This window comes from Paenibacillus sp. J31R98 (genome assembly GCF_056269245.1).
On the sequence record NZ_JBWDNO010000011.1, the window covers coordinates 86,229 to 112,291 of the forward strand.

25 protein-coding genes are annotated in these 26,063 nt (G+C 51.1%); 15 read left to right on the forward strand and 10 right to left on the reverse strand.

Going from position 1 to position 26,063, the window contains the following annotated elements; translation table 11 throughout:
• The first annotated feature begins 51 nt into the window (after positions 1-51).
• On the forward strand, positions 52-1,290 hold the full coding sequence (locus AC0YNX_RS28440; RefSeq protein ID WP_475819084.1) for an MFS transporter: 1,239 nt from the start codon (positions 52-54) through the stop codon (positions 1,288-1,290).
• Positions 1,291-1,471: 181 nt separating this feature from the next.
• Here the strand turns inward: AC0YNX_RS28440 and yhbH are convergent, their stop codons facing one another.
• The 3 genes from yhbH to AC0YNX_RS28455 all read right to left on the reverse strand — a co-directional run bounded on the left by yhbH (position 1,472) and on the right by AC0YNX_RS28455 (position 4,504).
• Entirely contained in the window at positions 1,472-2,632 is a 1,161-nt protein-coding gene (gene yhbH / locus AC0YNX_RS28445; RefSeq protein ID WP_475819085.1) for a sporulation protein YhbH, read from the reverse strand.
• Positions 2,633-2,739: 107 nt separating this feature from the next.
• Positions 2,740-3,276: a GDYXXLXY domain-containing protein gene (locus AC0YNX_RS28450; RefSeq protein ID WP_475819086.1), complete on the reverse strand. Its 537-nt coding sequence runs from the start codon at positions 3,274-3,276 to the stop codon at positions 2,740-2,742.
• Positions 3,263-4,504, reverse strand: a complete 1,242-nt coding sequence (locus AC0YNX_RS28455) for a DUF2157 domain-containing protein (protein WP_475819087.1) — start codon at positions 4,502-4,504, stop codon at positions 3,263-3,265. Before AC0YNX_RS28455 ends, AC0YNX_RS28450 begins: the two co-directional genes overlap by 14 nt.
• A gap of 170 nt (positions 4,505-4,674) precedes the next feature.
• Here AC0YNX_RS28455 and AC0YNX_RS28460 point away from each other — a divergent pair, with 170 nt between their 5' ends.
• Complete coding sequence (locus AC0YNX_RS28460; protein WP_475819088.1) at positions 4,675-5,847, forward strand: GntR family transcriptional regulator; 1,173 nt, start codon at positions 4,675-4,677, stop codon at positions 5,845-5,847.
• A 127-nt stretch (positions 5,848-5,974) separates the two neighbouring features.
• Positions 5,975-6,769, forward strand: a complete 795-nt coding sequence (locus tag AC0YNX_RS28465; RefSeq protein ID WP_475819089.1) for a phytanoyl-CoA dioxygenase family protein — start codon at positions 5,975-5,977, stop codon at positions 6,767-6,769.
• Between the two features lie 345 nt (positions 6,770-7,114).
• On the opposite strand, the gene AC0YNX_RS28470 is transcribed toward AC0YNX_RS28465, so the two are convergent.
• Positions 7,115-7,567 carry a hypothetical protein gene (locus tag AC0YNX_RS28470; protein ID WP_475819090.1) on the reverse strand — a complete coding sequence of 151 codons (453 nt, stop codon included), beginning with the start codon at positions 7,565-7,567 and terminating at the stop codon, positions 7,115-7,117.
• A gap of 93 nt (positions 7,568-7,660) precedes the next feature.
• Here AC0YNX_RS28470 and AC0YNX_RS28475 point away from each other — a divergent pair, with 93 nt between their 5' ends.
• Positions 7,661-8,047 (forward strand): DUF423 domain-containing protein, encoded by a 387-nt coding sequence (locus AC0YNX_RS28475; RefSeq protein ID WP_475819091.1) that lies wholly within the window; start codon positions 7,661-7,663, stop codon positions 8,045-8,047.
• Here AC0YNX_RS28475 and AC0YNX_RS28480 read toward each other — a convergent pair.
• Together AC0YNX_RS28480 and AC0YNX_RS28485 are read right to left on the reverse strand one after the other, a co-directional pair.
• The gene (locus AC0YNX_RS28480) at positions 8,038-10,041 is read right to left on the reverse strand and encodes a methyl-accepting chemotaxis protein (RefSeq protein WP_475819092.1); all 2,004 of its coding nucleotides are present in this window, start codon (positions 10,039-10,041) and stop codon (positions 8,038-8,040) included. The genes AC0YNX_RS28475 and AC0YNX_RS28480 overlap by 10 nt on opposite strands.
• Positions 10,042-10,231: 190 nt before the next feature.
• Positions 10,232-10,711, reverse strand: coding sequence for a hypothetical protein (locus AC0YNX_RS28485; protein WP_475819093.1), 480 nt, complete (start codon positions 10,709-10,711; stop codon positions 10,232-10,234).
• Positions 10,712-10,921: 210 nt separating this feature from the next.
• Between AC0YNX_RS28485 and AC0YNX_RS28490 the strand changes: the two genes are divergently transcribed.
• Entirely contained in the window at positions 10,922-11,227 is a 306-nt protein-coding gene (locus AC0YNX_RS28490; protein ID WP_475819094.1) for a YunC family protein, read from the forward strand.
• 88 nt (positions 11,228-11,315) lie between these two features.
• Here AC0YNX_RS28490 and mtnA read toward each other — a convergent pair whose 3' ends face one another.
• On the reverse strand, positions 11,316-12,380 hold the full coding sequence (gene mtnA, locus AC0YNX_RS28495) for an S-methyl-5-thioribose-1-phosphate isomerase (protein WP_475819095.1): 1,065 nt from the start codon (positions 12,378-12,380) through the stop codon (positions 11,316-11,318).
• Between the two features lie 24 nt (positions 12,381-12,404).
• Positions 12,405-13,625 (reverse strand): S-methyl-5-thioribose kinase, encoded by a 1,221-nt coding sequence (gene mtnK / locus AC0YNX_RS28500; RefSeq protein WP_475819096.1) that lies wholly within the window; start codon positions 13,623-13,625, stop codon positions 12,405-12,407.
• Positions 13,626-13,777: 152 nt separating this feature from the next.
• Between mtnK and AC0YNX_RS28505 the strand changes: the two genes are divergently transcribed.
• The 6 genes from AC0YNX_RS28505 to sufB all read left to right on the forward strand — a co-directional run bounded on the left by AC0YNX_RS28505 (position 13,778) and on the right by sufB (position 19,762).
• On the forward strand, positions 13,778-14,365 hold the full coding sequence (locus AC0YNX_RS28505) for a DUF1802 family protein (RefSeq protein ID WP_475819097.1): 588 nt from the start codon (positions 13,778-13,780) through the stop codon (positions 14,363-14,365).
• 219 nt (positions 14,366-14,584) lie between these two features.
• A complete protein-coding gene (gene sufC, locus AC0YNX_RS28510) occupies positions 14,585-15,364 on the forward strand; it encodes a Fe-S cluster assembly ATPase SufC (RefSeq protein ID WP_475819098.1) in 780 nt (259 codons plus the stop codon).
• 20 nt (positions 15,365-15,384) lie between these two features.
• Positions 15,385-16,692: a Fe-S cluster assembly protein SufD gene (gene sufD / locus AC0YNX_RS28515; protein WP_475819099.1), complete on the forward strand. Its 1,308-nt coding sequence runs from the start codon at positions 15,385-15,387 to the stop codon at positions 16,690-16,692.
• A complete protein-coding gene (locus AC0YNX_RS28520; protein ID WP_475819100.1) occupies positions 16,689-17,915 on the forward strand; it encodes a cysteine desulfurase in 1,227 nt (408 codons plus the stop codon). The genes sufD and AC0YNX_RS28520 overlap by 4 nt, the downstream gene beginning before the upstream one ends.
• Complete coding sequence (gene sufU, locus AC0YNX_RS28525; protein WP_475819101.1) at positions 17,902-18,327, forward strand: Fe-S cluster assembly sulfur transfer protein SufU; 426 nt, start codon at positions 17,902-17,904, stop codon at positions 18,325-18,327. Before AC0YNX_RS28520 ends, sufU begins: the two co-directional genes overlap by 14 nt.
• Positions 18,328-18,364: 37 nt before the next feature.
• Complete coding sequence (gene sufB / locus AC0YNX_RS28530) at positions 18,365-19,762, forward strand: Fe-S cluster assembly protein SufB (RefSeq protein WP_475819102.1); 1,398 nt, start codon at positions 18,365-18,367, stop codon at positions 19,760-19,762.
• A 265-nt stretch (positions 19,763-20,027) separates the two neighbouring features.
• Here sufB and AC0YNX_RS28535 read toward each other — a convergent pair whose 3' ends face one another.
• Positions 20,028-20,981 (reverse strand): HD-GYP domain-containing protein, encoded by a 954-nt coding sequence (locus AC0YNX_RS28535; RefSeq protein ID WP_475819103.1) that lies wholly within the window; start codon positions 20,979-20,981, stop codon positions 20,028-20,030.
• A gap of 243 nt (positions 20,982-21,224) precedes the next feature.
• Positions 21,225-21,965 carry a molybdenum cofactor biosynthesis protein gene (locus AC0YNX_RS28540; protein WP_475819104.1) on the reverse strand — a complete coding sequence of 247 codons (741 nt, stop codon included), beginning with the start codon at positions 21,963-21,965 and terminating at the stop codon, positions 21,225-21,227.
• Positions 21,966-22,087: 122 nt separating this feature from the next.
• Between AC0YNX_RS28540 and moaA the strand changes: the two genes are divergently transcribed.
• The 4 genes from moaA to AC0YNX_RS28560 are packed head-to-tail and all read left to right on the forward strand — an operon-like array spanning position 22,088 to position 25,950.
• Positions 22,088-23,089: a GTP 3',8-cyclase MoaA gene (gene moaA / locus AC0YNX_RS28545; RefSeq protein ID WP_475819105.1), complete on the forward strand. Its 1,002-nt coding sequence runs from the start codon at positions 22,088-22,090 to the stop codon at positions 23,087-23,089.
• Positions 23,090-23,113: 24 nt separating this feature from the next.
• Positions 23,114-23,596 carry a hypothetical protein gene (locus tag AC0YNX_RS28550; RefSeq protein WP_475819106.1) on the forward strand — a complete coding sequence of 161 codons (483 nt, stop codon included), beginning with the start codon at positions 23,114-23,116 and terminating at the stop codon, positions 23,594-23,596.
• 23 nt (positions 23,597-23,619) lie between these two features.
• Entirely contained in the window at positions 23,620-25,062 is a 1,443-nt protein-coding gene (locus AC0YNX_RS28555; RefSeq protein ID WP_475819107.1) for a bifunctional metallophosphatase/5'-nucleotidase, read from the forward strand.
• A 36-nt stretch (positions 25,063-25,098) separates the two neighbouring features.
• Positions 25,099-25,950, forward strand: coding sequence for an undecaprenyl-diphosphate phosphatase (locus AC0YNX_RS28560; RefSeq protein WP_475819108.1), 852 nt, complete (start codon positions 25,099-25,101; stop codon positions 25,948-25,950).
• Positions 25,951-26,063: the final 113 nt, after the last annotated feature.

The window sequence follows — 26,063 nt, forward strand, 5'->3', positions numbered from 1 at the left end:
TGTATACTACTATTAATCTATGAATTTTTTATGAAGGGTAACGATTCCACTATGAACAGTATTCGAGCGATGGTCTCATCGCTTCGTTTGCAGCTCGGGCCAAGAGCGTGGCATAATTTCAGCTTTGATGTAACCGCTTCCTTGTTATTTAGCTTCTTCAACGTCGTCTTCAACCAGTTCTATATTCCGATGGCGATCCAGCAAGGAGCGTCCAACATTCAGGTTGGCCTATTATCAGCTGCACCGGCAATCGGTTTACTGTTCTCCCCGATATGGGCGGGCTGGATTGAACGCTCGCATTCTCCGAAGCCGTTTATCATCGTGCCGAACTTTATCGCCAGAGCACTCATTCTGCTGCCTGCATTCTTCGGCGTTCCGCTTGTTTATGTATGTGTCGCACTCATGTTCCACATGCTAATGGGCATTCAAGCACCGGCCTACGCCTCGCTTGTCGTGCGCATGTACCCGCCTGAGCATCGCGGGAAGCTGATGGGGAATACTCGGGTCGCGATGGGCTTGGTTATGATTCCGACCGCGTTCTTCATTGGCAAGTGGACGGATGTATCCGGTCCGTCCGGTCCGCTGCTGTTCGCTTCCGTGACGGGCGTTATCTCGATTCTGGTCTTTAATCAGGTCAAAGCGCGCAAGGTTCCACCGAGTGTGGGACAAGCTAAGAAACGGGCATCGCTCCGCGAGCAGCTGCAGCTTATTAAGCAGAATCCGGAGATCGGCATCTTCTTCCTTGCTTGTATGTTCAGTGGCTTCGGCAATCTTCTTGCGAACCCACTTTATCAGATTTTCCAAGTTAATCGACTTGAGCTGACGAATACCGAGATCGGCTTCGCGCGGATTGCTTACTTCTCGTGCTTGCTCTTCTCCTATTTAATTGTCGGGAGTGTCATAGATAAACTGTCCGCCAAGCACACGGTCGTGTACGGGTTTGCTACGTTCGCAACCGTCCCGCTGCTCTATGCATTCCTCGGTAATTATCCGGCGGTGCTTATCGGCAGCGGTTTGCAAGGAATGGGCGACGCGATCTGGGACATCGGCTTCCTCGCTTATATGCTGCGCCTTGCTCCTGGACGCGAAGTCATCATATTCGGGCTGCATCTCATGTTATTCGGCATCCGCGGCACGATCGGTCCGCTGCTCAGCACGACGTTGTCGGAGGTCATCCCGATTGCGGATATTCTATATGCTTCGGCGATTTTCGGCTTCGCAGGGGTGCTGATGTTTATGTTGTTTAGCCGCAGTTCGGCTGGGCGAATGCGGAAGGCGGAGCGTGTTTAAAACCTCTAACGAATCGTATAGCGCTTATTCGCCCCAGATAATCCGGTCAGCAATGCGAAACGTCTGATTTTGACCAGATAGCGACGCTAGGATTCGTTAGAGACCGGACACAAAAAAACCTCCTCACCACAGAAGTGGAAGGGAGGTTTTCATGCGTAGGACGAAGTCCCCGATTATTCACTCAAACAACCAACTCCCGCTTACGGAAGAACGACTTCAGCGCGTTGTACACTTCGCCTTTCTCGCGGATGACGTAGTGCATGAAGTTCGGCAGGTTAATGTGCTTGTAGGCCGACATGAGCGTGCTGGAGCGATTGTATTGGTTCACCTCGCCGTAGCCGAACAGGTTCGCACGCTTGAGCAGCTCGCCGATCAGCTTCACGCACCGCTCGTTGTCGCTCGTCAGGTTGTCGCCGTCGGAGAAATGGAACGGATAGATGTTGTACACCGACGGAGGGAACCGGTTGTCGATAATATCGATCGCCTTAATATACGCTGACGAACAGATCGTACCGCCGCTCTCGCCGCGAGTGAAGAACTCCTCCTCGGTCACTTCCTTCGCCTCGGTGTGATGCGCGATAAACACGATTTCTACATTCTCATACTGATGCCGCAGGAAGCGGGTCATCCAGAAGAAGAAGCTGCGCGCCACATATTTCTCGAAGGATCCCATCGATCCGCTCGTGTCCATCATGGCCAGAATGACGGCATTGGACTGCGGCTTTATGATTTCCTCCCACGTTTTGTACCGCAGATCATCTGGAGAAATGCCATGGATACCAGGAGTGCCATGTGTTGCGTTGCGCTTCAGGTTCTCGAGGATCGTCCGTTTCTTATCGATGTTGGACATGATCCCTTTCTTCCGTATATCGTTAAACCGAATTTCTTTCGTCTCCAGCTGATCGCGATCCTTCTGCTTCAGGAACGGCAGCTCCAGCTCCTCGAACAGCATCGTCTCAAGTTCCGCCAAGCTGATCTCTGCTTCGACAATGTCCTCGCCTGGCTGATCGCCGGCATTCTCGCCCTTGCCGCCTTTCTGGGCGGATGCGGGGTCGACGCCGAGCACGTCGCCGACTTGGCTGTCGCCGTCGCCTTGGCCGACATGCTTGTTTTTGTTGAAATTATAGACGAAGCGGTATTCATCTAGACTGCGAATCGGTACTTTTATGACATGCTTCCCGTCGGACATGACAATGTTCTCTTCCGATACAAGATCGGGCAAGTTCTGTTTGATCGCCTCGCGGACCTTCTGTTGATGTCTTGCCTGATCCTGATGCCCTTTGCGATGAAGCGACCAGTCTTCACGCGACACGGTGAAAAGCGTTCCATTCTTATCTGCCATGCCTCCAGCACCTCCTCATACCGTTTAAGCTTGTTGTTATTCATTCTATTCAAGTCTCGGACGGTTATGTGAAAGAAAAAGCGCGGAACTTCTAGCAATCTGGCAAACTATTCAATCCTTTCTATAATGGTGCTTCCCCAAGGGGCGACTTTCACATCGACGATGAGGTCGCCTGAACGCGCACGCTCCTCCAGCGATTTGCCCGTATTCTCCGCTACATAATATTGCTCGAGCCCGTAATGAATACGAATGGTCTCGTCGGTGACATACTGCACACGGCCTTTCAATACCGCTTCATCAGCGCCGTGAGAGGGTTTGCTGCGATAGATGCCCTCCATCTCGTATGACCCGCCAGCACCTGTTTCCTGCAAAAGCACATACACCGTATCACCGCGCTCCGCCTTCTTGCCATTAGCCTTCCATTTGGACCAATCCGCATTGTTGATCTTGTAATTGAGCTGGACGTAATCTCCGTAGAGCTGGTCTCTCGGATCGACCGGAGCAGTCTGCAGCCGGATCTCTTTGCCTACCCAGAGCGCTGAATAATGGAAGATCGTGATGCCGGTGAGGAAGAGCAGCTGCAACGCCACGAGCACGATGAGCCAGAAGCTGCCGCGCCGCAAGCGATGGTTATTTGTCGTCATGACGATGCTCCTCCTCTTCATGCAACTCGTTCAGAAATTGTTTCTTCCGCCGGTTCAAGAACCAGCTGAGCACAAGCAGCAGGATGCCGCCAATGATGAAAAAGATCGATTTGTCCATGAAATCCCACGCCAGCTTGCCGTAAGCCGCCATCGTACTGGTGAGGAACAACAGCGTGCCGAGGTTGATTTTGACCGCCCATTCTTCCGCATAACCTCTCCAGAGAAGGTAGAGGGAGAAGAGGAACAGCGTAATCAGGTAAGCTCCATCCGCGCCATGAGCCAGGTAGAAGAACGGCAGTGCCAGAATCCAGTCAACTCCCGAAGAGAGCCGGCCGCTGCGATACTTGCCTGCAAGCGACAACCCGCAGAGAAGAACGAGTGCGAGCACATACCAAACGGGCTGCGCGGCCAAGTCTTTCAAGAACGAGGAGTCGTTCGAATCATTCCAGAACAGGACGATAAACAGATTGTGTACGAAAGCGGCGACGAGTGGGATCGCTTGGAACGGATAGACCGATTTGCGTTCTTTGGTCCAGTCCATCGCGGTATATAGCAGCCAGACCGGAATGAAGAACCAGGAGAATGCCCAGTCATGCACGGTGACGAGCATTAAGCTCTGAATCGTGAAGCTTGCGGCGAGCAACCACGCGAGCAGCGTATTCGGGTTTCTCATCCAGTAATAGCCGAGCCCTGCAATCATGATTACAAAAGCAACAAAGCTGAACTGACTGAATTCCGTAGCGTTGTACCATTGCAAGCAAGTGAATATAAGTAGGGTGATAATAAACAGGTAGCGGCTCTTGATCAGCCAAGTTAACAGAAGACCGGCTGTTCCCCATACGATGAATGACGTCACGTCGTAGGCTTGCAAATGGAACATTTGACCGATGAGCACGATGCCTGCACCGAAGGTCAGCAAGCCGAGCCCAATTAGCGCGACGCCAAGCTTGTCATGGCCTTTTCTGCGGAATGCTTCGCCTGATGTATAGAAGCCGATCATCGTAACCGCAATGATGAGAAGCCGGATAAGCTGCGGAATCTGCTGCCAGTTCGCAGCGACAAAGCTAAGGATTCCGAGTCCGACAAGAATGCTGCCCAGCAGCGGAATGATGCCGATCGCGCGATTCTGCTCAGGGTAAAGCGCCAAGATGCGCTGATATTGCTCTGTTGTAATAATGCCTTTCTGCGTCCATGATTGTCCTTCTTGCTGCAGCCACTTTCTACTCATGTGCGGCACCTCTTTCTTGCTTCTTACCTCAAGTATAGTCAACGTACTGGCAAAACATAGTACTAACTTTCCCTAGTACCGGCGATCTGTCCACTTTACGCTTGATCAAAATGTTATATTCGTTATAATACAACTATACAAATATTGCTAGTAATCGTCGGAGGGGTCATATGCAGGACGGACGAATACCAATCTACCAAGTCATCCAGGAATATATTCGCAATCAGATTACAGCTGGTTACTGGAAGAGCGGAGACAAGATCCCCACCGAGAAGGAATTGATGGAGAAGTTCGATGTAAGCCGGATTACGGTTTCGAATGCGCTAACAGGACTTTCGAAGGAAGGCTGGCTGCACCGGATTCAAGGAAAGGGCAGTTACGTGAACGAGATGAAGAATCCGCTTGCGCGCGTGAGAGCAAGCAACGGCGGTTCGTCGGAACAAGCAAGCGCACAGCAAACGGAATCTCGCCGAATGATCGGCTTAATTATGCCGAACTTAAGTGATTTCTTCTCCATTCGGCTTAATAATGGCATCAGGAAGGCGTTAACGCAAACAGGATACGACCTCGTATTGATGTTCTCGGAGAATTCAACAGAGCGTGAAGCTGCAGCCATTCGCGAGCTGCTCAGCATAGGCGCCGCAGGCCTTATCATTTTCCCAGTTGATGCGGAGACGTACAACGAAGAGATTCTTCGCCTGAAGCTGGATCGGTATCCATTCGTCATTATTGATCGGTACTTGTCCGGCATTGATACGCATTTTATCGGCTCAGACGGCGTGGAGGCATCGCGTCTGGCGGTTAATCATCTCTATGAGCTTGGGCATCGCGACATCGCCATCTGCTCGGATGTGCCGCTCTCAACGACAACAATCGAGCAGCGGATTTCCGGTTATATGCGAGCGCTCAAGGAGCGGGGCGAGATGATTAATCCAGCTCTTATGCTGACCGAGTTCCACATCAATCATGGTGAGGGAGAACTCGACCAGCAGCATCCGCTGTTCCGATATGTGAAGAACGGACTTGCCACAGCCTATATCGCCTTAAACGGCTATATGGCCATTCATTTGTACAAGATTGTTCGCTTCCTCGGGCTGGAAGTGCCGAAGGATCTGTCGATCGTCACATTTGACAGCATATCGCCGAGCAAGGAGTTTAACTTCTTCACCTATATCGACCAGCACGAGGATGAAGTAGGTCGAACTGCAGCCTTGCAGCTGCTGGATTTGCTGCAGCAGAACGGCAATTCACCGAGCGAAACAAAGTACCGCAAAATCATTATGCAGCCGCATCTCGTGCCAAGCCTGTCAACGGGGCCGTTGTCACTGCGCGCAAACCATTAACGCCGCTAGATTCTTCGACAAAACCAGTCATTGACAGAAAATCGTTATTCGCAGTACTATGACGACATATCCTATAGTACAAGTATGCAGACGCCCGTAATTAACCAGAGTTAGGAGAGATGCTTCAATGCTTAACCCGGTAGTTGCACCAGGAGCGCTTACAGACACTGATCGATTTATTTTTGAATCATGGGGATATCTCGTTATCCCTGACGTACTTAGTCCAGAAGAAGTGCAGGCATGTCTCGAAGCTTCCAAACGCATTCACGATGCGGCTGGAACAGATGGGTTCGGGCAAGTCGGCCGAGGTTATGAAACAGAGCTCGCGCTGGAGAAGCTGATGGATCATCCAGCTGTGCTGCCGAAAGTGAGAGGGCTGTATGGCGACCGATTCATTATGCAATCCGGCTGGAATACGAAGCAACCTGCATTTGGCAGCGTTGGCGGCTGGCATCAAGACGGCTCCGGCGCATATGACTTCAAGAAGCTGAGCTTACAGATCCCGCTACTTCAGCTTCGGGCGTCGTTCTTGCTGACTGATCAGACGAAGCCGAGAATGGGCAATATGGAGCTGATCCCCGGCAGCCACCGCGCGCAGGTGCCAATGCCGGATTCGATTCGCAAGGAGAAGGGCGATATCTCCATCGGCCATGTCATCTGTGCCAAAGCCGGCGACGTCCTGCTGTTCCACAACGCGGTATGGCACCGGACTTATGCGCATGACGGAGACTATGACCGCTACACGATGCACTATATTTACAGTCCGCCTTGGTTGACGCCGTCGGATCGGCTGCAGAACTCGCAAGCGTTCCTCGACCGGACGACGCCTTTGCGCCGTGCGCTGATGGGCGAATTCCATCGCCCGGACGCTCCGTATGGCGCTGGCTACGAGCCGCCTCCGTTTGACGCGCAGGGCGAATAGATTGTAGTACCCAAACAAAAAAATGCCTAGAAGTTTCGTGACTTCTAGGCACTCAGAGTTTAGCGCAACCCACGTTCATTCTAGAACGGTGGGTTGCGCTTTTTTGTATATTTCACTATCAGGTTTTCAGAGATAAGGATGCTCCAGATATCGGCAGCGTGCGAAGCTGAGAGTGCAAAAATCGAACGCTCAGCAAGGAAATCGGCCGATTGCTGTTCTGAGAGTGTGAAATTGGAACTCTCAGACTGGGAAGCAACTGATATCGACTGCTTGGCGAAAGCTGAGTACACAATCTCGACAGTCTATGTGCCTAGAAGTTTCGTGACTTCTAGGCACTTTTCTTAATTATTGCGAACCGCCCAGCAGGATCCCGATGAAGAACAGGCCGATAAGGCCAACCGGCAAGATCGCATTCAGTATGATTCCAAGAATGGAGAACGCCTTCTTCTTGTTCTTCGATGCGACACCGACAATGCCGAGAATAAGTCCGACGAGTCCGACGATACCCGACAGGATGACCATAAGTCCGCCCATAATAACTGGCGCGAATTCCGCGAAATCTTCTTCTTGCGCTTCAATTCTATCCTTGAAAGTGTTGATGTCAGGAAAGTTGTGGTTCATAATAAATGATGTTATAACTAGGATGGCGACGATGAAGCCGATAATGCTGATGAGTCCAAGAATAAATGACGCGATGCCAAGCTTGGATTGGGTTTTGACCGGCTCGGCTGCAACCTCAGGCGTTACCGGATTGAATGGATCTGGCGTATACGGCTGTCCATTATCATGTTCACTCATTGAGAGATATCTCCTTTATCCACGTTATCAATCGTTAGCTATTGTTTCAACCATACTTAGAGATCATAGGATACGGAAAGGAAGGAGAACTGCATGTTTAATAAATATGGCGCTTATGGAGCCATCCACGCCCTTGTTGCTGTCGTGCTCGGCGCATTCGCGGCACACGGCTTGAAGGATCGGCTAACAGCCGAAATGCTGAATGTATTTGAAACAGGCGTGCGCTATCATATGTACCACGGCATTGGACTTCTGCTTATCGCGCTTGCTTCTGATCGGATCGGCCAACAGAGAGGCATTCGCTGGGCTGCCCGGCTGATGCATCTCGGCATCTTCTTGTTCTCGGGCAGCTTGTATGCGCTTAGCTTGTCTGGCATTAAGCCGCTGGGAATCATTACACCGTTTGGAGGTCTTGCCTTTATTGTGGCGTGGGCAATGGCTGCTTATGCAATCTGGAAGGCGAAGAGCAATCAGGAATAACGGGCTACGCTGCTGCCCAGCTCCTGAATCTGCTCGTTCAATTCACTCATGACAGAGGTGATTCGGCTCACGGAGGCTGCTCTAGCTTCCGAGATGCTGGTCACCTCTTTTGTTAATTGCGCTGCATTGCGCGACACTGTTTCTGTCTGCTCGACCATCGCCGCCATCTCTTGGCTGCCGGCAGTCATCTCCTCTGTAGCCGCCGCTACTTCCTGCAGCTTCACGTTCATGGATGTGATCGAATCGGCGATGCGAGAGAAGGAGTGCTCAGCGGTCTGCACGAGCTGCGTGCCTTCACTAACCTCGATATGTCCCTGCCTGATATGAGAGACAGCTTCTTCGATCTGCTCGCGAATCGTCGTCACTCGCTCTTGCACCTGACCGGCTGCTTCACCTGCCTGCATCGCGAGCTTACGCACTTCATCCGCAACAACCGCAAAGCCTTTCCCATGTTCGCCAGCTCGCGATGCTTCGATGTTCGCATTCAATGCGAGAATGTTCGTCTGCGATGCGATCTTGCCAATCCATTCGGCGATTTCTACGATGGATTCCGAGTGCTGCTCAAGCCGCTGCATATCATTCACGACCTGCTGAACGGAACTGCTCGCTTGGTTCATTTGCACGACAGCCTTGTGGATGTTCGTGCGGCCATCTTCGGCGAACCCGGTTGATTCCGTCGCATTATGCGCAACGGAGATCGTACGCTCATAAATTTGATGAATGCCATCCGCGATGCTGGTCATCGCTATCGTGCCGCTTGCTGCGCCTGCGAGCTGAGCTTCAGCGCCTTCGGTCAACATGTGCATATGATCCACGATTTGTCCAATGCCTGTCGTTGTTTCTTCGGTTTCGCCCGAGAGCACCGTTGCTGTCGAGGAAGCGGAAGAGGATGTTGTCTCGATGCCGCGCACAATGCCGTGCAGATCGGACACTGTCGTTTGCAGCGTTCCGGTTATAAATCCAATTTCATCACGGCGTTTCAATTCGCCCGCGGGAGCTTGAGCCGATAATCTACCTTCGGCAACTTGCTTCAAGTAGGTATGGATCCGTTTGAGCGGCGAAATAATGCGGCCTTCGATGAAGAGTCCGATAATCGCGATCAGAATGAGGGCGGCAGCGCCTGCTTGCAGACTTAGTTTTCTTAAGCCTGATGCAACCTCTGTGCTAACGCGCAGCTCTCTGGCAACGGATAAGACACCGATCGGCTTGCCTGCATAATCATTTACCGGCATCATTTTGACACTGTAAGAGTGGCCGTTCTGCTCCAGCTCGGAGATGATGGGTTGCTCAGGCGAAGCCGAGCTCATCTGCTTATCAAAGAGATGTTCTGCGGCAGCAGCTTCTTTGGTTCCTGCCTTGCCCGAATCAATCCAACCGGCATTGCCAAGCTTCGAGTAGAACGATACGTCGACACCTACGGTGTGCGCAATGACCGCCAGCGCATTTGCATCAAGAAGGCGACCGAAGATAAGCACGCCTGGAGACGAGAGTTTGTTCTCTTCGTCGGTTATTTTTGAAGCAGCAATGAACGCGATGCCTTTGTTCGTCACAAGCAGTCCGGAGAAATCGCCGTCTGCCTTTGCTTTCTGCACGATGCCGAGCTTGCTGATACTCGGGACTTTGAAATCCGCGATGTCGCCGCTCTGCTGTACGACGTTGCCGTCATAGTCAGCCGTAACGGTGAAATCCACATTCGGAATGATATCGACCGCTCCGGACACATTGTCCGTAATCCATTCCAGATCGTGGGTGAGGAAGGCAGTGCGGAAATCGCCCCAGTGGGAATTGGTAACGGTTACATCCATAACGTGAGAAGATAGAATCGTGAGCATTCCTTCAACGGATGCGGCTGATTCGTCGGTTGCGCCGCGGTCCATGACCTCAAGCTTCGATGTGATGGAATGATAGTAGTAGAGGCCTATGCCGGTTATTGGCGCGAGCAGGATTACCGCGATGAGCAGAATGATTTGAGAACGGACGGAAAAAGAACGCATAGTAGAAGAAGTCTCCTTTGATCGCCAAATGAAAGTGAACCAAACGAAAAATGAAATTACACCTAAACTCTTCCACCATTTTGACAGCAGACGACATGATAATCAATACCTATGTCGAAAGTCCCCGCCGCTAGGCAAAAGAAAAAGCCAAGCTCGCTTATTTAAGCGAAGTCATTGGCTTCATGGCGTGCTATACAAACTCATCGATTTCGAAAAGCGTGAACGTATAGACTTGTTTCTCATCGACATGGTAAACGGTTATCGTCTGGGAAGCATCATCAAGATTAATGATGCGGCAAGGCATGCTTAGCTTCTTGCCGAAGCCTTTGTTCACCGTTAGTCGGATTAAGCGGTTCTCCGCGATACAAGCTTTGATCCGTTCCGTACTAAAAGACAAGTTGGAGTCAGGTGCTGCTGAGGCAGCTTCAGCTTTCTGGCTTGCTTTCGAGGCTTTAGTCTCCTTCTGCTTACTCGAGGAGGTTGCTTCAAGCGTCTCGATTAGACGGCCTAGCTCAATACCGGATTTTATTCGAAAATCCGCAAATCCAGCTTGGTTTAGCGCATGCAGAAGCCTCTCCATCGCAATTGCGTTACTGTCACCCTGCACGAGAATGTCAACATTGAATAAATGAGCGGATGTTTGTTTGTGAAGTTTATCTGATTGATTCATTGTGCCACTCCATGACGTCATAAAGTATTCTAACTATATCACTATCGCTTCAAATATTGTAGTGTCCCAAATTGATTTTTTGCTGCAAAAGCAGGCGCGTTGGTCAGGCTAATGCCAACACTCACCAGCAGACGCGCGCATATAGTGGAATGAAAATGCGAGCGATGAGCCGAAAGTGGCGGCTGGCGGGTAGAAGGAGGTGTTTTTCGTTTGATGCGGATGGTTCCAATTGTGCTCGCTGACAATACAACGGTTCTTGGCGTAGAAGTTCTTCTGCCCAAAACGACCTTGCTTGCGGTGACGACGGATAAGGGCTACATTATGTGCGGTGCTCTCGATGTTTCACTTCTGAATGAACGGTTGAAGGATAGAGGCATCATTGCAGGGCGTGCAGTCGGTGTCAAAACGCTGGATGAGCTGATGGCAGCGCCGCTTGAGTCGGTGACAAGTGCAGCGGAGGCGCTTGGCATAAAGCCTGGCATGACAGGTGCGGACGCGCTGCTGTTAATGGTATAGAAGGTTAGATAAAATAAAAAGGAAAGGGCCGCCTCAGGCAGCAACGAAAGCTGCAGCTAGGCGACCCTTATTTATTATTCGGATGTAATTAGTTGTCAAACAGTTTCTTGAGGTTCACGTCGTACGGAGGCTTCACAATGCCTTTCTCCGTAATAATTGCCGTTACATACTCATTCGGCGTGACGTCGAATGCCGGATTGAACACTTTGACGCCGACTGGCGCTGTCCGTTTGCCGAAGCCTTCCGTAATTTCTTCCGCATTGCGTTCTTCAATCGGAATCTCCGCGCCAGATGGCGTGTTCAGATCGATCGTCGAGAGCGGACTAGCGACATAGAATGGAATGCCATGCGCTTTGGCAAGCACAGCAACGCTGTATGTGCCGATCTTATTCGCAACGTCGCCGTTTGCGGCAACGCGGTCAGTGCCGACGATAACGGCATCAACCCAGCCTTTGCTCATGACCATGCCGGCCATGTTGTCGCAGATGAGCGTGACGTCAACGCCTGCTTGCTGCAGCTCGAAAGCCGTCAAGCGAGCGCCTTGCAGCACCGGACGAGTCTCATCCGCATAGACGCGCAGCTTGATGCCTTGCTCAAGTGCGAGATAGAAAGGAGCGAGCGCCGTGCCGTATTTGGCGGTTGCGAGACCGCCGGCGTTGCAGTGCGTCAGGACGCCCATGCCGTCCTGGAACAGCGTGAGCGCATGCTCGCCAATAAGGCGGTTCGTTTCTTCGTCTTCGCTCTGAATCGTAATGGCTTCTTGCAGGAGCGCTTCCTTGCATGCAGCGAGGTCGCTTCCGTTTGTCGCAAGTGCATCCGCACGCGCGGTCATCCGATCAAGCGCCCAGAACAGGTTCACCGCTGTTGGGCGGGAAGTTGCAAGATGGGCAGCAGCTGCTTTAACCGCTGCCAGCCATGCGCCAGCCTCATCGGCATTGCGGCTGCCAAGCACGACTCCGTATGCGGCAGCGATGCCGATTGCCGGAGCCCCGCGTACTTTCAGATGGCGAATCGCTTCCCATACATCTTGAGTGTTCACAAGCGGAAGATAGACAATCTCTTCCGGCAGCAGGCGCTGATCGAGAAGATCCAGTTGCTCGCCCGCCCAAATGACGGACTGTAATCCTTTATAGCTTGTTGCTTCTGTAGTCATAGTAAGTGGATTCCTACCTTTCGTTTAAGCCTTAACAGCAGTGGAAGCTGAGAGCACCGTATCGATGAGTTCGTCGATGGAAGCGGCTTTGCGTCCTTGTTTAATGAGCGATTTGCCGATGCTGAGGGACAGACGATGCGCGCGCTCGCGTGCAGCTGCATCTTCAATCTTATCAATGTCCGCCACGTGTGCGAGACCTACGATGCGGCGAACCATTTTGCAGCCTGCGTAGCCGATTGTGTCCTGCAGCAGGCGCTGCATGTAATTCGCTTTGTAGCCTGGAGCCGCTCCGGCAAGGCGGTCAACGCCATGCGCATCCCACAGAATAAGGAACTTGCTCTGGAACTGGGTCCATACATCCTTGACCGTCTCCAGCAAGTAAGCGCGGAATTCTTCACGCTGCGATTCGCTTGCGTCGCGTCCTTCGCGTGCCGCATAATTCAGCAGCAGGTTGGCGATAACGGCGCCGATGTCGAAGCCCATTGGGCCATAGTAAGCAAACTCCGGATCGATAACTTTTGTTGATTCCGGTGTGATGAAGATGCTGCCTGTGTGCAAATCGCCGTGAAGCAGTGCCTGCGAATGTGTCAGGAACTTCTCGCGAAGCAGCGCCACTTCGAGATGCAGCTCGCCGTCGTTCCATAGCGCCTCAGCTTCATCACGAATCGCATCTTCGAAGCTGTTCGTGTCGGCATTCGTATAAGGGTGGTCGAAGATAAGCTCTTCGGTAATTTTGCATAGCTCCGGATTGATGAAGCTAGCCATGCGCAGCTTCTTCTCCTGTTGATTATGTCCAAGATCCGAGGTGTAAAATAGGGTTTGCGCTAGGAAGCTCGAGATATGATCGGCAAACAGCGGATAACGTCCGCCATTGATCAGTCCCTGTCTCATGATGACATGATCACTAAGATCCTCCATGACAGTAAGCGCAAGCTCCTTGTCGTATAGATATACATTTGGAACTAGTCCTGGAGCAAGCTTGCCTTCGAGAATAAGCGCTTCGCTCTCGATACGCGCGCGGTCGAGCGTGAGCGGCCATGATTCGCCAACTACTTTGGCGTAAGGCAGAGCCTGCTTCATAATAATGCTGCTTCCCGATGCCGGATCGGAAATATGGAACACCAAATTCAAGTTGCCATCGCCGATTTCACGGCATTTCAGGTCAGCGCCTGGGGCAAAAACGCCATCAAGCGTACGCGAGATTTTGATCGCTTCTGCTTCGTTTAACGGATGATACGTAGTCATCTATAGAACACCTCCGGGTCGATATGATGCTTGGAGCTAGACTGCCATTTGTAGGCTGATCCGCAAATATGTATAGTATAGCGAATTTTTTCGCTTTCGAACACCTGGATTTGCTATAATGGATGTTATTGTGATGAAACGGAGGGGAAACAATGAATCATGAATTCGATCAACAGCAGCCGGTCGCGCTTAAAGAATGGGCGGTCGCGGTAAAAGCTTTGACCGAGGGGAAACAAATTATCGTTCTGCGCAAAGGCGGCATCGCGGAGGAAACGCGGGATTTTAGACTAAAAGCGCCTCGCTTCTATCTCATGCCTGCTTACGAGCATCAGCGTCCTGAGCTGCTCAAGGAGCCGTACCGAGATGATGCGCGCGAATTGATGGCAGCATGGCAGCCGAATGCTGCAACGGTCGAGATTAACGCAATCGCAGAAGCGGTAGACGACATCGAGATTTTCGATCAGGACACTCTTCGTCTGTTAGATGAGTTTCATATTTGGACGGATACGTTCGCGGATGAGAGGCTAAAGTGGAAGAAGACCAAGCCGCTTCATCTACTGATTCTGAGGGTAAGCAAGCTGGAGAGCCCAGTTCTGCTGCCTATGCAGGACCATTTTAACGGATGCAAATCATGGGTAGATCTTGGCCATTCTTTCGAAGGCGTGAAAGCGCAACCTGTCTTGAGTGACGCGGACTTCGAGGCACAAGTGAAACAAATTCGCAGCAAGATTGGGCGGTAAGCGGTACAGGCTGAGCGCGAATGCAGGCGCAGGCTCATTGATTTCAATTGAAATCTATACTAAAATATAATTGAGAATCACTGAGAATCAATTTAGAATAATTATAAAAGAGGAATTGTTTCAATAAATGCATTTTGGAAATTACCGCCTTGTTGGGGCGGGTTTCGTTTGTGCAGGGCAGAGACATTCGTCGTAACCATCTGGAGGGAGCAGTATACCATGGCAACACATTTTAAGATTGATGGCCTCAAAGCAGCCATTGACGGTAAAGAAATTCTGAAAGGCCTTAGCCTTGAAATTAAAGGCGGCGAGGTTCATGCAATCATGGGACCGAACGGTACGGGTAAGAGTACGCTCGCGTCTTCGCTTATGGGCCATCCTAAATATGAAGTAACGGACGGCGAAGTTACGCTGAACGGTGAAGACGTGCTGGAAATGGCTGTTGACGAGCGCGCTCGTGCAGGCCTGTTCCTAGCTATGCAATACCCAAGCGAAATCAGCGGTGTGACGAACTCCGACTTCCTTCGCAGCGCGATTAACGCTCGCCGTGAAGAAGGCAAAGAAATCTCGCTGATCAAGTTCATCCGCCAAATGGAAAGCAAGATGAAAGAGCTTGAGATGAACCCTGAGTTCATGCACCGTTACTTGAACGAAGGATTCTCCGGCGGCGAGAAGAAACGTAACGAAATTCTTCAAATGTTGTTGCTCGATCCGTCCATCGTTATTCTTGACGAGATTGACTCGGGTCTTGATATTGATGCTTTGAAAATCGTAGCGAACGGCGTTAACGCTATGCGTTCCGAGGATCGCGGCTTCCTGATCATCACTCACTACCAGCGTTTGCTCGACTACATTAAACCAGACTTCGTTCACGTTATGATGCAAGGCCGCATCGTGAAATCTGGCGGACCAGAGCTTGCTGAGCGTCTGGAAAGCGAAGGCTACGACTGGGTTAAAGAAGAACTTGGCATCGTAGACGAAACAGTCGGACAGGTTTAATCGGAGGAGGAGCAAGTGAAATGAGTACACAATTATCAACTCCGGTTAACCGCCAGACAGTTTCTGCTTTATCGCAAAGCAAAGGCGAGCCGGCATGGCTTGAAGAAGTAAGAGCGAAGGGCGCCGAGCTGGCTGAAACGCTGGAATGGCCAACCCCGGAGAAGGTCCGTATCAGCCGTTGGAATTTGACGGCGATCGGCAATCACAAAGCAGAAGCTGCGATTGCAGCTGTCGATGAGCTTCCTGAAACTGTGCGCGAATTGGCAGCAAAGGATCAGGCTGGCCTTGTCGTACAGCGCAATTCCGCGAGCGTGCTTCGTAAATTGTCCCCTGAGCTTGCTGCTAAAGGTGTTATCTTCACTGATTTGGAGACCGCTGCCCGTGAGCACAGCGACCTCGTGAAACAGTATCTGTTCAGCGTGGTACCTCAGGATGAGAATAAATTGACGGCTCTCCACTCCGCGATCTGGAACGGCGGCGTGTTCCTATACGTACCAAAGAATGTGGAAGTTGAACTTCCGCTGCAAGCACTGTTCATCACTGACGACGCTTCGGCTGCTTTCGCTCCGCGCGTTCTGCTCGTTGCAGACAATCATAGCCGTGTCACATATGTTGACAATGTTGTGAGCACATACAGCGAAGCGGCAGCTGCGATTACGAAGCCGACCATTGTAGAAGTCATCGTGAAGCCAGGTGCAACTGTACGTTATGCAACGGTGCATCATATGGCTGACAATGTTGTTGATCTTACGATTCGCCGTGCTGTCGTTGAGAATGACGGCCGTATCGAGTGGGTTATCGGCGATCTGCATGATGGCCACACGCTGTCCGATACGCAATCCCTTATGAAGGGCAATGGCTCAAGCTCCGATGCGAAAGTCATCAGTATCGGATCAGGCTCTCAGCAGATGAGTCTGACAACAGGCGCGGTTCACTTCGGACGCAGCACAGAGAGCAACATGGTTACTCGTGCGGTCATGAAAGAGCAAGCGACTGCGATTATCAATGGGATCACGAAGATCGAGAAAGGCGCTACGAAGGCGGGAGGGTTCCAGACAGAGAAAGTTCTCATGCTGAGCCCGAAAGCGCGCGGCGATGCCAATCCGATTCTGCTCATCGACGAAGATGATGTTAAAGCCGGACACGCAGCAAGCGTCGGTCAAGTGAATCCTGAGCAAGTTTACTACCTCATGTCCCGCGGTATTTCGAAAGCGGAAGCGGAGCGTTTAATTATTTATGGTTTCTTGGCCCCAGTCGTTTCGGAAATTCCGGTTGATGCGGTCAGAGAACAGCTCCAGCGTCTGCTGGAAAGGAAGCTGGAAGGATGAATGTACAAGCGATCAGAGAGCAATTTCCGATCCTTCATCAAACGATAAACGGGCATCCGCTCGTTTACTTGGACAGCGCGGCGACTTCACAGAAGCCGCGTTCCGTCATTGATGCCGTCAGTCGCTATTATGAGCATGACAATGCTAACGTACACCGCGGCGTTCATACGCTCGGTTCGCGGGCAACGGATGCTTACGAAGGCGCGCGTGAGAAAGTAGCGAAATTTCTGAATGCGGCAAGCCCGCAGGAGATAATTTTCACACGCGGCACAACAACTGCGCTTAACCTTGTCGCTTCGAGTTATGCGAGAGCGGTTTGCGGCGAGGGCGATGAGATCGTCATTACGCAGATGGAGCATCACTCCAATCTCATCCCTTGGCAGCAAGTTGCCAAAGCTACCGGCGCGACGCTTAAATATATTCCTCTCGAGCAAGATGGTTCGATCAAGCTCGAGAACGTGGAAGCGACAATTACGGAGCGTACGAAGGTCGTATCCGTGATGTATGTTTCCAACGTGCTTGGCGTTGTGAATCCGATCAAAGAAATTACAGAGATTGCACACAAGAACGGCGCTGTCATGGTTGTCGACGGTGCTCAGAGCACGCCGCATATGAAAGTGGATGTGCGTGATCTCAATTGTGATTTCTACGCGTTCTCCGGCCACAAGATGTGCGCTCCTACTGGAATCGGCGCACTCTACGGCAAGAAAGCGCTGCTGGAATCCATGGAGCCGATTGAGTTCGGCGGCGAAATGATTGATTTCGTTGACCTGTACGATTCGACCTGGAAAGAGCTTCCTTGGAAGTTCGAAGGCGGCACGCCAATCATCGCAGGCGCAGTTGGCCTCGGCGCAGCAATCGACTTCCTTACCGAAATTGGTCTTGATGCTATCGAACAGCATGAACACAAGCTTGCAGCTTACGCTTATGACCGTTTGAGCACGATTGACGGGATTTCGATCTTCGGGCCTAAGCAGAACCGTGCTGGTCTAGTAACGTTCAACCTGGATGATGTTCATCCGCATGACGTTGCGACTGTGCTCGACACGAAGGGCATTGCCGTTCGTGCTGGACATCACTGCTGCCAGCCGCTTATGCGCTACTTGAATGTTTCTTCTACGGCTAGAGCAAGCTTTTATTTATACAATACCGAAGAGGACGTTGACCGTCTGGTCGTCGGCCTTACGCAGACAAAGGAGTTCTTCGGTCATGGAATTGGATGATTTGTACCGCCGCGTCATCATGGATCATTACAAAAATCCACGTAACCGCGGAACGTTGAATGAGGAATCGTTAACGGTCAACCTCAATAACCCGACCTGCGGCGATCGCATCAGCCTACAGCTCCAAGTGGAAGACGGCATCGTCAAGCAGGCCAAATTTACAGGTGAAGGCTGCTCGATCAGCATGTCTTCGGCATCGATGATGACCGAAGCTGTGACTGGGAAGACAACGGCAGAAGCGCTTGAGCTTGCTGAACGCTTCTCTACCTTCATCAAAGGCGAGCCTGCTGAGTTCGAAGAGCTTGAGGATATCGAAGCTCTCTCTGGAGTCAGCAAGTTCCCAGCCAGAATCAAATGCGCAACGCTCTCTTGGAACGCACTTCGCAAAGGAATTGAGCATCAGAATCAATAATAACGCGGGTGACCGTGTGGGGTAGGAGGCTTTTACGATGGCAAAGCAAATGCCTGATTTAGAAGAATATAAATACGGCTTTCGCGACGAGCATAAGGCGATTTTCCAGTCCGGTAAAGGGCTGACACCTGAGGTTGTTCGTACAATCTCAGAAATTAAAGGCGAGCCGGAATGGATGCTGGAGTTCCGTCTGAAAGCGCTGGAGCAATTCAACAAGATGCCGATGCCGAAGTGGGGCGGCAACATGGATGATCTGGATTTCGACGATATCCAGTACTATGTTCGTCCTTCCGAGAAGCAAGGTAAGACTTGGGAAGAGGTTCCGACAGAAATTAAAGAAACGTTCGACAAGCTGGGTATTCCTGAAGCGGAGCAGAAGTTCCTCGCAGGCGTATCCGCTCAATACGAGTCCGAGGTTGTTTACCACAGCATGCAAGAGGATCTCGAGAAGCAAGGCGTTATCTTCACGGATACGGACACTGCGCTTCGCGAATATCCGGAGCTGTTCAGGGAATATTTCGGAACAATCATCCCGCCAACGGACAACAAGTTCGCAGCGCTTAACAGTGCGGTATGGTCCGGCGGCAGCTTCATCTACGTGCCAAAAGGCGTGAAGTGTGAAATTCCGCTGCAAGCTTACTTCCGGATCAACTCCGAGAACATGGGTCAATTCGAGCGTACGCTGATCGTTGCGGACGAAGACAGCTTCGTTCACTATGTAGAAGGCTGTACAGCTCCAATCTATAGCACGAACTCCCTGCACAGCGCAGTCGTTGAGATTCTCGTTCTGAAGAACGCTCGCTGCCGTTATACAACGATCCAGAACTGGGCGCCTAACATCTACAACCTCGTTACCAAACGTGCAGTTGCAGACGAGAACGCGACGATGGAATGGGTTGATGGCAACATCGGTTCCAAGCTGACGATGAAATATCCGGCTGTTGTGCTTAGAGGCCGCGGCGCGAAAGGTATGGTTCTGTCGATCGCAGTAGCGGGCAAAGGCCAGCACCAAGACGCAGGCGCGAAAATGACTCACCTTGCGCCGGATACAACTTCAACTATCGTATCGAAGTCGATCAGTAAGCACGGCGGTAAAGTAACGTACCGCGGCTTGGCGTCATTCGGCCGTAACTCCGAAGGCTCCAAAGCGAATATCAAGTGCGATACGCTCATTCTTGATAATGAGTCGACATCGGATACAATTCCGTACAACGAAATTATGAACGACAACATTACGCTTGAGCATGAAGCGACTGTATCCAAGGTATCCGAGGATCAACTCTTCTACCTGATGAGCCGCGGTCTGACGGAAGCGGAAGCAACGCAAATGATCGTAATGGGCTTCATCGAGCCATTCACGAAAGAATTGCCGATGGAATATGCGGTAGAGATGAACCGCTTGATTAAGTTCGAAATGGAAGGCTCGATTGGTTAAAACAGGTACTTCGCAGTCGAATGTTCCTCCGATCGCTGTTGTAGTTGGATTTCCTGAACTATAAGTTATAGGTTGAATTCCAACTACAAAGGCGCAAATGATTTAGCGTTGGTTAAACCACGCAAATCATTTCGCCTAGGCGAACGCTACCGCTTCTCCGGAATCATTCGAACTGCTTCGTACACGTTTTAACAATCCGGTAAAGGGCAGAAAAAAACTCCAAACCACGCTGCACATTTGCAGCGTAAGGTTTGGAGTTTTTTTGTTAGATCGTAATATGTTTGACTTCCAGGTCGCGCTCGATAGACAAGTCGATGAATTGATCTTCGATCCGTATAAGCGGGCGGAAATAATCGGTCGGATGAGTCATAATAATGGTTCCAGTCTCACCAGATACAAGTTCAACATGTTTGCCGATGAAATTCGGGATCATATGCTTGATGAACGTATGCGTTGTGTGCGGGTCGAGCTCATTGAAGCTCATTCGATGCAGCTCTCGCAGGACGATCAATAAGTCGCGTTTCTTCTGATATACGCGCGAAGAGATCATGGCGCTGTACACATCAGCTACGGCAACGATCTTGGCAACCGGATGCATCTGCTCGCCTGACAGCCGGTTCGGATAACCCGTTCCGTCAATTCGTTCGTGATGCTGCAGCGCTACTTTCGCGGCCATCGATTCTCCGAACGATTCAGTGATGATCTGGTGACCATACACGGTGTGTTTCTTGATCGTTTCGAATTCATCATCGGACAGCTTGGACGGCTTGTTCAAGATATCGTCGGTAATTTGGCATTTCCCGATATCATGAAGGAACCCGGCTTGTCCAATCTTGACCGCTTCCTTATCCTCATATCCAAGCCAGCCGGCTAAGTAGTAGGATAGCATACCGACTTGCACGGAGTGCTGATACGTATAGTCGTCCTTAGTATTAAGCAATAGCAGCATGGATACGACATCGCGTTCCAGCTTGAATGTATCGACGAGCGGCTGGAAAGTTTGTTCAACGTCGTCTTCATTGATTACGCCATTCTGAAAGGCATCGAGAAAAAGTTGTTCACATCCGTTAACCGCATCCTGATAGATCGGTTTTACGGTCGGCAGCCACTTCGGACTGGTTCCGCTTTCAATAGTTCGAATGGAAACTTCCGTAAATAATCGCATGTCAATATCAACATAATCTATGTGATGCTGAATCAGCTTGGAAATTTCTGACATCTGCAAGCACGTGCCCTTGGAAAGCACGTGAAGCCCATAGGAGTTAAAAATGTCGGTACTTAGGGTGTCTCCCTCTTTAAGCTCGGTCACATGAATTCTCATAATCCACCTCGAATGGCACATCAAATATGAAGGAAATGATAAGACCATGGTAGCAATAAAATGTAAAAATGGCAATAAGGGTGTGAAAGAAGCAGTGCTTCAGGCGCAAAATAGCGACCCTAGCACTGCTTCTTAATGAGTCTAAAGTTGTGGAATCGTTGGGTTCCAGGGGCCTAGCTGATGGCCTTTCCACTCGGAACCGTCTTCCCATATTTCTTTCTTCCATATCGGAACGATCTGTTTAAGCCTCTCGATTGCGTAGCGGCTTGCCTCGTAGCAGGAGTCGCGATGAGGTGCCGATACTGCGATGATGACGCTGATCTCGGCAATATCGACAACGCCGATCCGGTGCGCAATGGCGCAATCTGAACCTGGCCACCGTTCCTTAATCTCTGAGCCGATCTGTTCGAGTGTTTTAACCGCCATGGGGACATAAGCTTCGTATTCAAGACGTACGGTGCGAGCGCCGTGTGTCCATTCGCGCGTCGTGCCGGTAAAGGTCAGCGTCGCTCCATTGTTTGGCACGATGACGAGCGCTGTAACCGCATCTACAGAAAGTGGCTCTGCAGTAACCGCATATCTGGATTGCTCAGCAGCAGATGCAGCGGCAACCCCACTGTGCTGCTCTTCGCCCCCGGATACAGGTGGAAGCAGAGCAAGCTCATCTTCTGCTCGAATCGTTTGCTCATCTACCGCATAGGCTTGATTACATGCCATAAACGAGATGGATAGCAATGAAGAGTGAGCAGGATAGCGGCTCATTAATTCTTGCTTGAGCTCAAGCACCGTGAGAGTAGCTTTCTCAAGGGTCAACGTTATTGCAGCTTGGCCGAAGCGCTCGGATAATCCGGCAAACAGATGTATATTCCAATTTACAGACATGTCGTTAAACCTCTCGGATCTTAATGTTAATGGTCTCCATAGCATACCATATTGAGTTTAAAAATGTTATGCTAGAGTACAGAGACTTTAACGCTTTGATGGCGTGGAAAGGAGTGAGGGCTATGACTGCGTTAACGGATCGTTTTGGGCGTGTGCACGATTATTTGCGCATTTCTGTGACTGATCGGTGCAATTTGCGCTGTCTGTACTGTATGCCGGAGGAAGGCGTGAAATTCGAGCCTGCGGAAAACTTGCTCAGCTACGACCAAATTGCCGAAATCGTACGCGTTGGCGCTAAGATGGGTATTGCCAAGCTGCGGATTACGGGCGGAGAGCCGCTCGTGCGGCCGGGTCTGGCGGAATTGATTGGCCAGCTCTCAAGCATTCCCGGGATTCGGGATATTTCTTTAACGACAAACGGAGTACTGCTTGCCGACCAAGCGGAGGCATTGCGAGCAGCAGGCCTCAACCGAGTTAATATTAGCCTCGATACGCTTGATCCGACCCGGTTCAAGTTTATTGCGCGCCGCGGCGATTTGCAGCGGGTAATGCAGGGCATTGAGGCGGCGGCAAGTGTTGGTTTTGCGCCGATCAAGCTGAACTGCGTACTGCTCAAAGGTGTCAACGAGGACGAGATCGCTTCATTCCTCACGATGGCTGCCGAGCAGCCGCTTCATGTACGGTTTATCGAATACATGCCGATTGGCCATGCAGATGACAATTGGCGCAATCATTATTTGCCCCTCTCGCGTGTACTTGAGATTGCGAATGAGATCGGTCTCGGTGTTGAACCGATCAGCGATGTCTTGGGCAACGGTCCATCTGAGGACTATCGAATTGCAGGCGGCAAAGGGACTTTCGGTCTCATCCATCCGATCAGCGACCAGTTCTGCAAGCGATGCAACAGGCTTAGGTTGACGGCTGACGGCAACATTAAGCCATGCCTTTATTGGGTCGATGAGCTGAATGTGAAGCCGGCGCTAGGTAATCCGGTTGAAATGGAGAAGCTGTTCCTGCGGGCGATGGATATCAAGCCGCTTAATCATGAGATGGCGGAGAAGCTGTCAGGCGATGCGCAGAGCCATGAGCCTACCACGCGCCGCATGTCGCAGATCGGCGGTTAACTAGTTAAGAAGCGAGGGATAACCATGTCGGAGCAAGCAGAGACGAAGCAAATTTCAATCTCATATATGGGGCAGGAAGCGATTGCTGTAACTCCGGAGGACATGGCCGCACTTGCAGGTCGTGTCTTCCCTTTGTCAGAGCGGGTTGCAGGCGGTGCGGGCGAGGCGTTCGACTTCGCAGAATGGCTTAGCGCGTTCCGCAGCCAGCAAGGCGTTGCGGCAGATGCGCCGCTGCCGACTCATCTGAAAGTGGAAGCCGTCGATACGTTCGAGGCACTCATTCCTTGGGAGCAGCTGAAGGATGCTGCCGTACAATTCACCGTAGACGGCGCACCGCTGCCGAAGGGTGGTCCGGTAAGGCTGTATGTGCCGAATGGTTCCAGCGAATGCTTAAATGTAAAAAGCGTTATCGTCTTCCGTTTGCTTCATGATGAAGCGAATCGCGATGAAGTTGCGTATGGCTTTAAATCTACATTTTCGCCAGATGAAATGCGTTTGAAGCGATAGTCCCTTATAAGTGGGAGGCCAGCATGAACGAATTAGCAACGGATACGCCAGACGTCGTGCTGCTACATAGCAACGACATTCACAGTCGACTGGAGCAGGCCGCCAGGATGGCCGCGTATATAGATGATATACGACGCTCGCATGGAGCGGATCATGTGCTCACCTTGGATATCGGGGATCATATGGACCGTATGCGGGTAGAAACGGAAGCAAGCGATGGGCTTGTGAATATTGCGTTATTGAATGATGCCGGCTATGATGCCGTTACGATTGGCAATAACGAAGGACTGACCTTCACGCAGGAGCAGTTGAATGAAGCGTATGGCGTCCATGCGCGTTTTCCAATCTTGTGCGCGAACTTCTTCAAGGCAGATACGATTCAGCGACCTTCGTGGATGTTGCCCTCTACGATAATCAACAAAGCAGGCATACGCTTCGGTTTAATTGGCGTGTCCGCAGCTTTCGTCGAATTCTATGAACTGCTCGGCTATCATGTGACCGATCCGCTTCATGAAGTCGCTGAGCAAGCGAAGCAGCTACGCTCTCAGGTAGACGTGCTGATTGTGATATCTCATCTTGGGATTAGGCTTGACCGACAGATGGCAGAAGAGATCTCTGGCATTGATCTTATATTAGGCGGACACACTCACCATCTGCTTGAAGAAGCAGAGGTGATCGGGTCTACCCATATATGCGCTGCCGGTAAGTTCGGCGAATATATGGGGCGTGTAGATATTTGGTTTGATTCCGACACGAAGCGGCCAAGGTTCAGAGCCGTTTGTACGCCAATGGAGGAGCGCGCTGAACAGCCGGAGGCGACTGCTATTATTGGCGCCTTCAAAGCCGAAGGCGAGCACCGTCTTAGCCGGGTCGTCGCCGTGCTTGACGCGCCGCTGCTGCACACTGCTGAGCGGGAGTCGCCGCTTGGCAATTTACTTGCTGCGGGCCTACGCCGTTGGACGAATGCAGATATCGGCATCGTTAACGCGGGGCAGCTGCTTCGCAGCCTCGCCGCAGGCGAAATAACGGCAGGCGACTTGCATGCGCTGTGCCCGTCGCCGATTAATCCGTGCCGGATGAAGCTGCCGGGCGCGATGATTCGCTTGTCCCTCGAAGAGGCGCTGCTGCCGGAGTATATCGATAAGCCGATTCGCGGCTTTGGCTTCCGAGGGCTTGTCCTCGGCACGCTTGCTGTAGATGGTCTAACGATCGAGTATATGCCAGACAATCCGGCGTTACATAGAATCGTTTCCGTACAGGTCAACGGCGAGCCGCTGCAGGACGACAAGCTGTACGTGGTCGGAACGATTGACATGTTCACGTTCGGCGCCGGCTACGAGAAGTTGAAGAATGGGCTGGAGATCGCCTATTACTTGCCGGAGTTTATCCGAGGCGTATTAGAACATGAGCTTCAGGATAAAGAGGCCATTGCTGACAGCCGCCGTACAAGGTGGCTATCCGTTTAAACGATTATCAAGGATTGAATGGTTCAGGAGGATCTAATGGAAAACATTATTCATGCGGTTATCTTAGGAATTGTGGAAGGCTTAACAGAGTTTCTGCCGGTATCATCATCCGGCCATATGATCTTAACGAACAAGCTGCTTGACATTGCTTCGGACGATCAAGCAATCGTTACATTCGAAATTGTCATTCAGCTTGGCGCGATACTCGCGATGGCAATTGTATACTGGAATCGAATTCTCGATCTGTTCGGCCTCTCGCGCAAGCAGCAGTCGCTTGGCACGCTGTCCGCTGGACGCAGAGCAATGAAGCGTCCCAAGCTGAATCTCATTCATGTTGCGCTCGGTATCGTGCCGGCGATGGCGCTTGCTTTTTTGCTGAAAGACATTATTAAAGGGGAAGGCTTTAACCAAACGCCTGTGCTTTTCTCCCTTGTTGTTGGCGGTATCTACATGATTGCAGCGGAATGGCTCAATCGAACGCGCCGCGTCAAAGTTACTGCTGAGACGATGGATGATATCTCCTATAAACAAGCGTTTATGATCGGGCTGTTGCAATGTTTGTCGCTCTGGCCGGGCTTCTCCCGTTCGGGTTCGACGATCGCTGGCGGGATGCTGACTGGAACGAGCTATAAAGCAGCTGCAGACTTCTCCTTCCTGATGGCGATTCCGATTATGGTCGCTGCAACGGGCTACGAAATGCTTGATAACTACAAATTCATTGAAGGCGACAACTTGATGTTCTTTATTGTCGGCTTCCTTGTCTCATTCGTCGTAGCATGGCTCGTCATCGTATTGTTCCTGCGCTACATTCAGAAGATCAAGCTAACCCATTTTGCGATCTACCGTTTCATTCTCGCGGCATTGTTCTGGATTTTCATCATGAGATAAGAAAAAAATAACAGATATTGTCGATGTTTGACGAATCTGTTGTTGCTCTTTTTCCATAAATCCCTTACATTAATCTTACGAGGATTAAGCTCGATATTACCAATTAATGGATG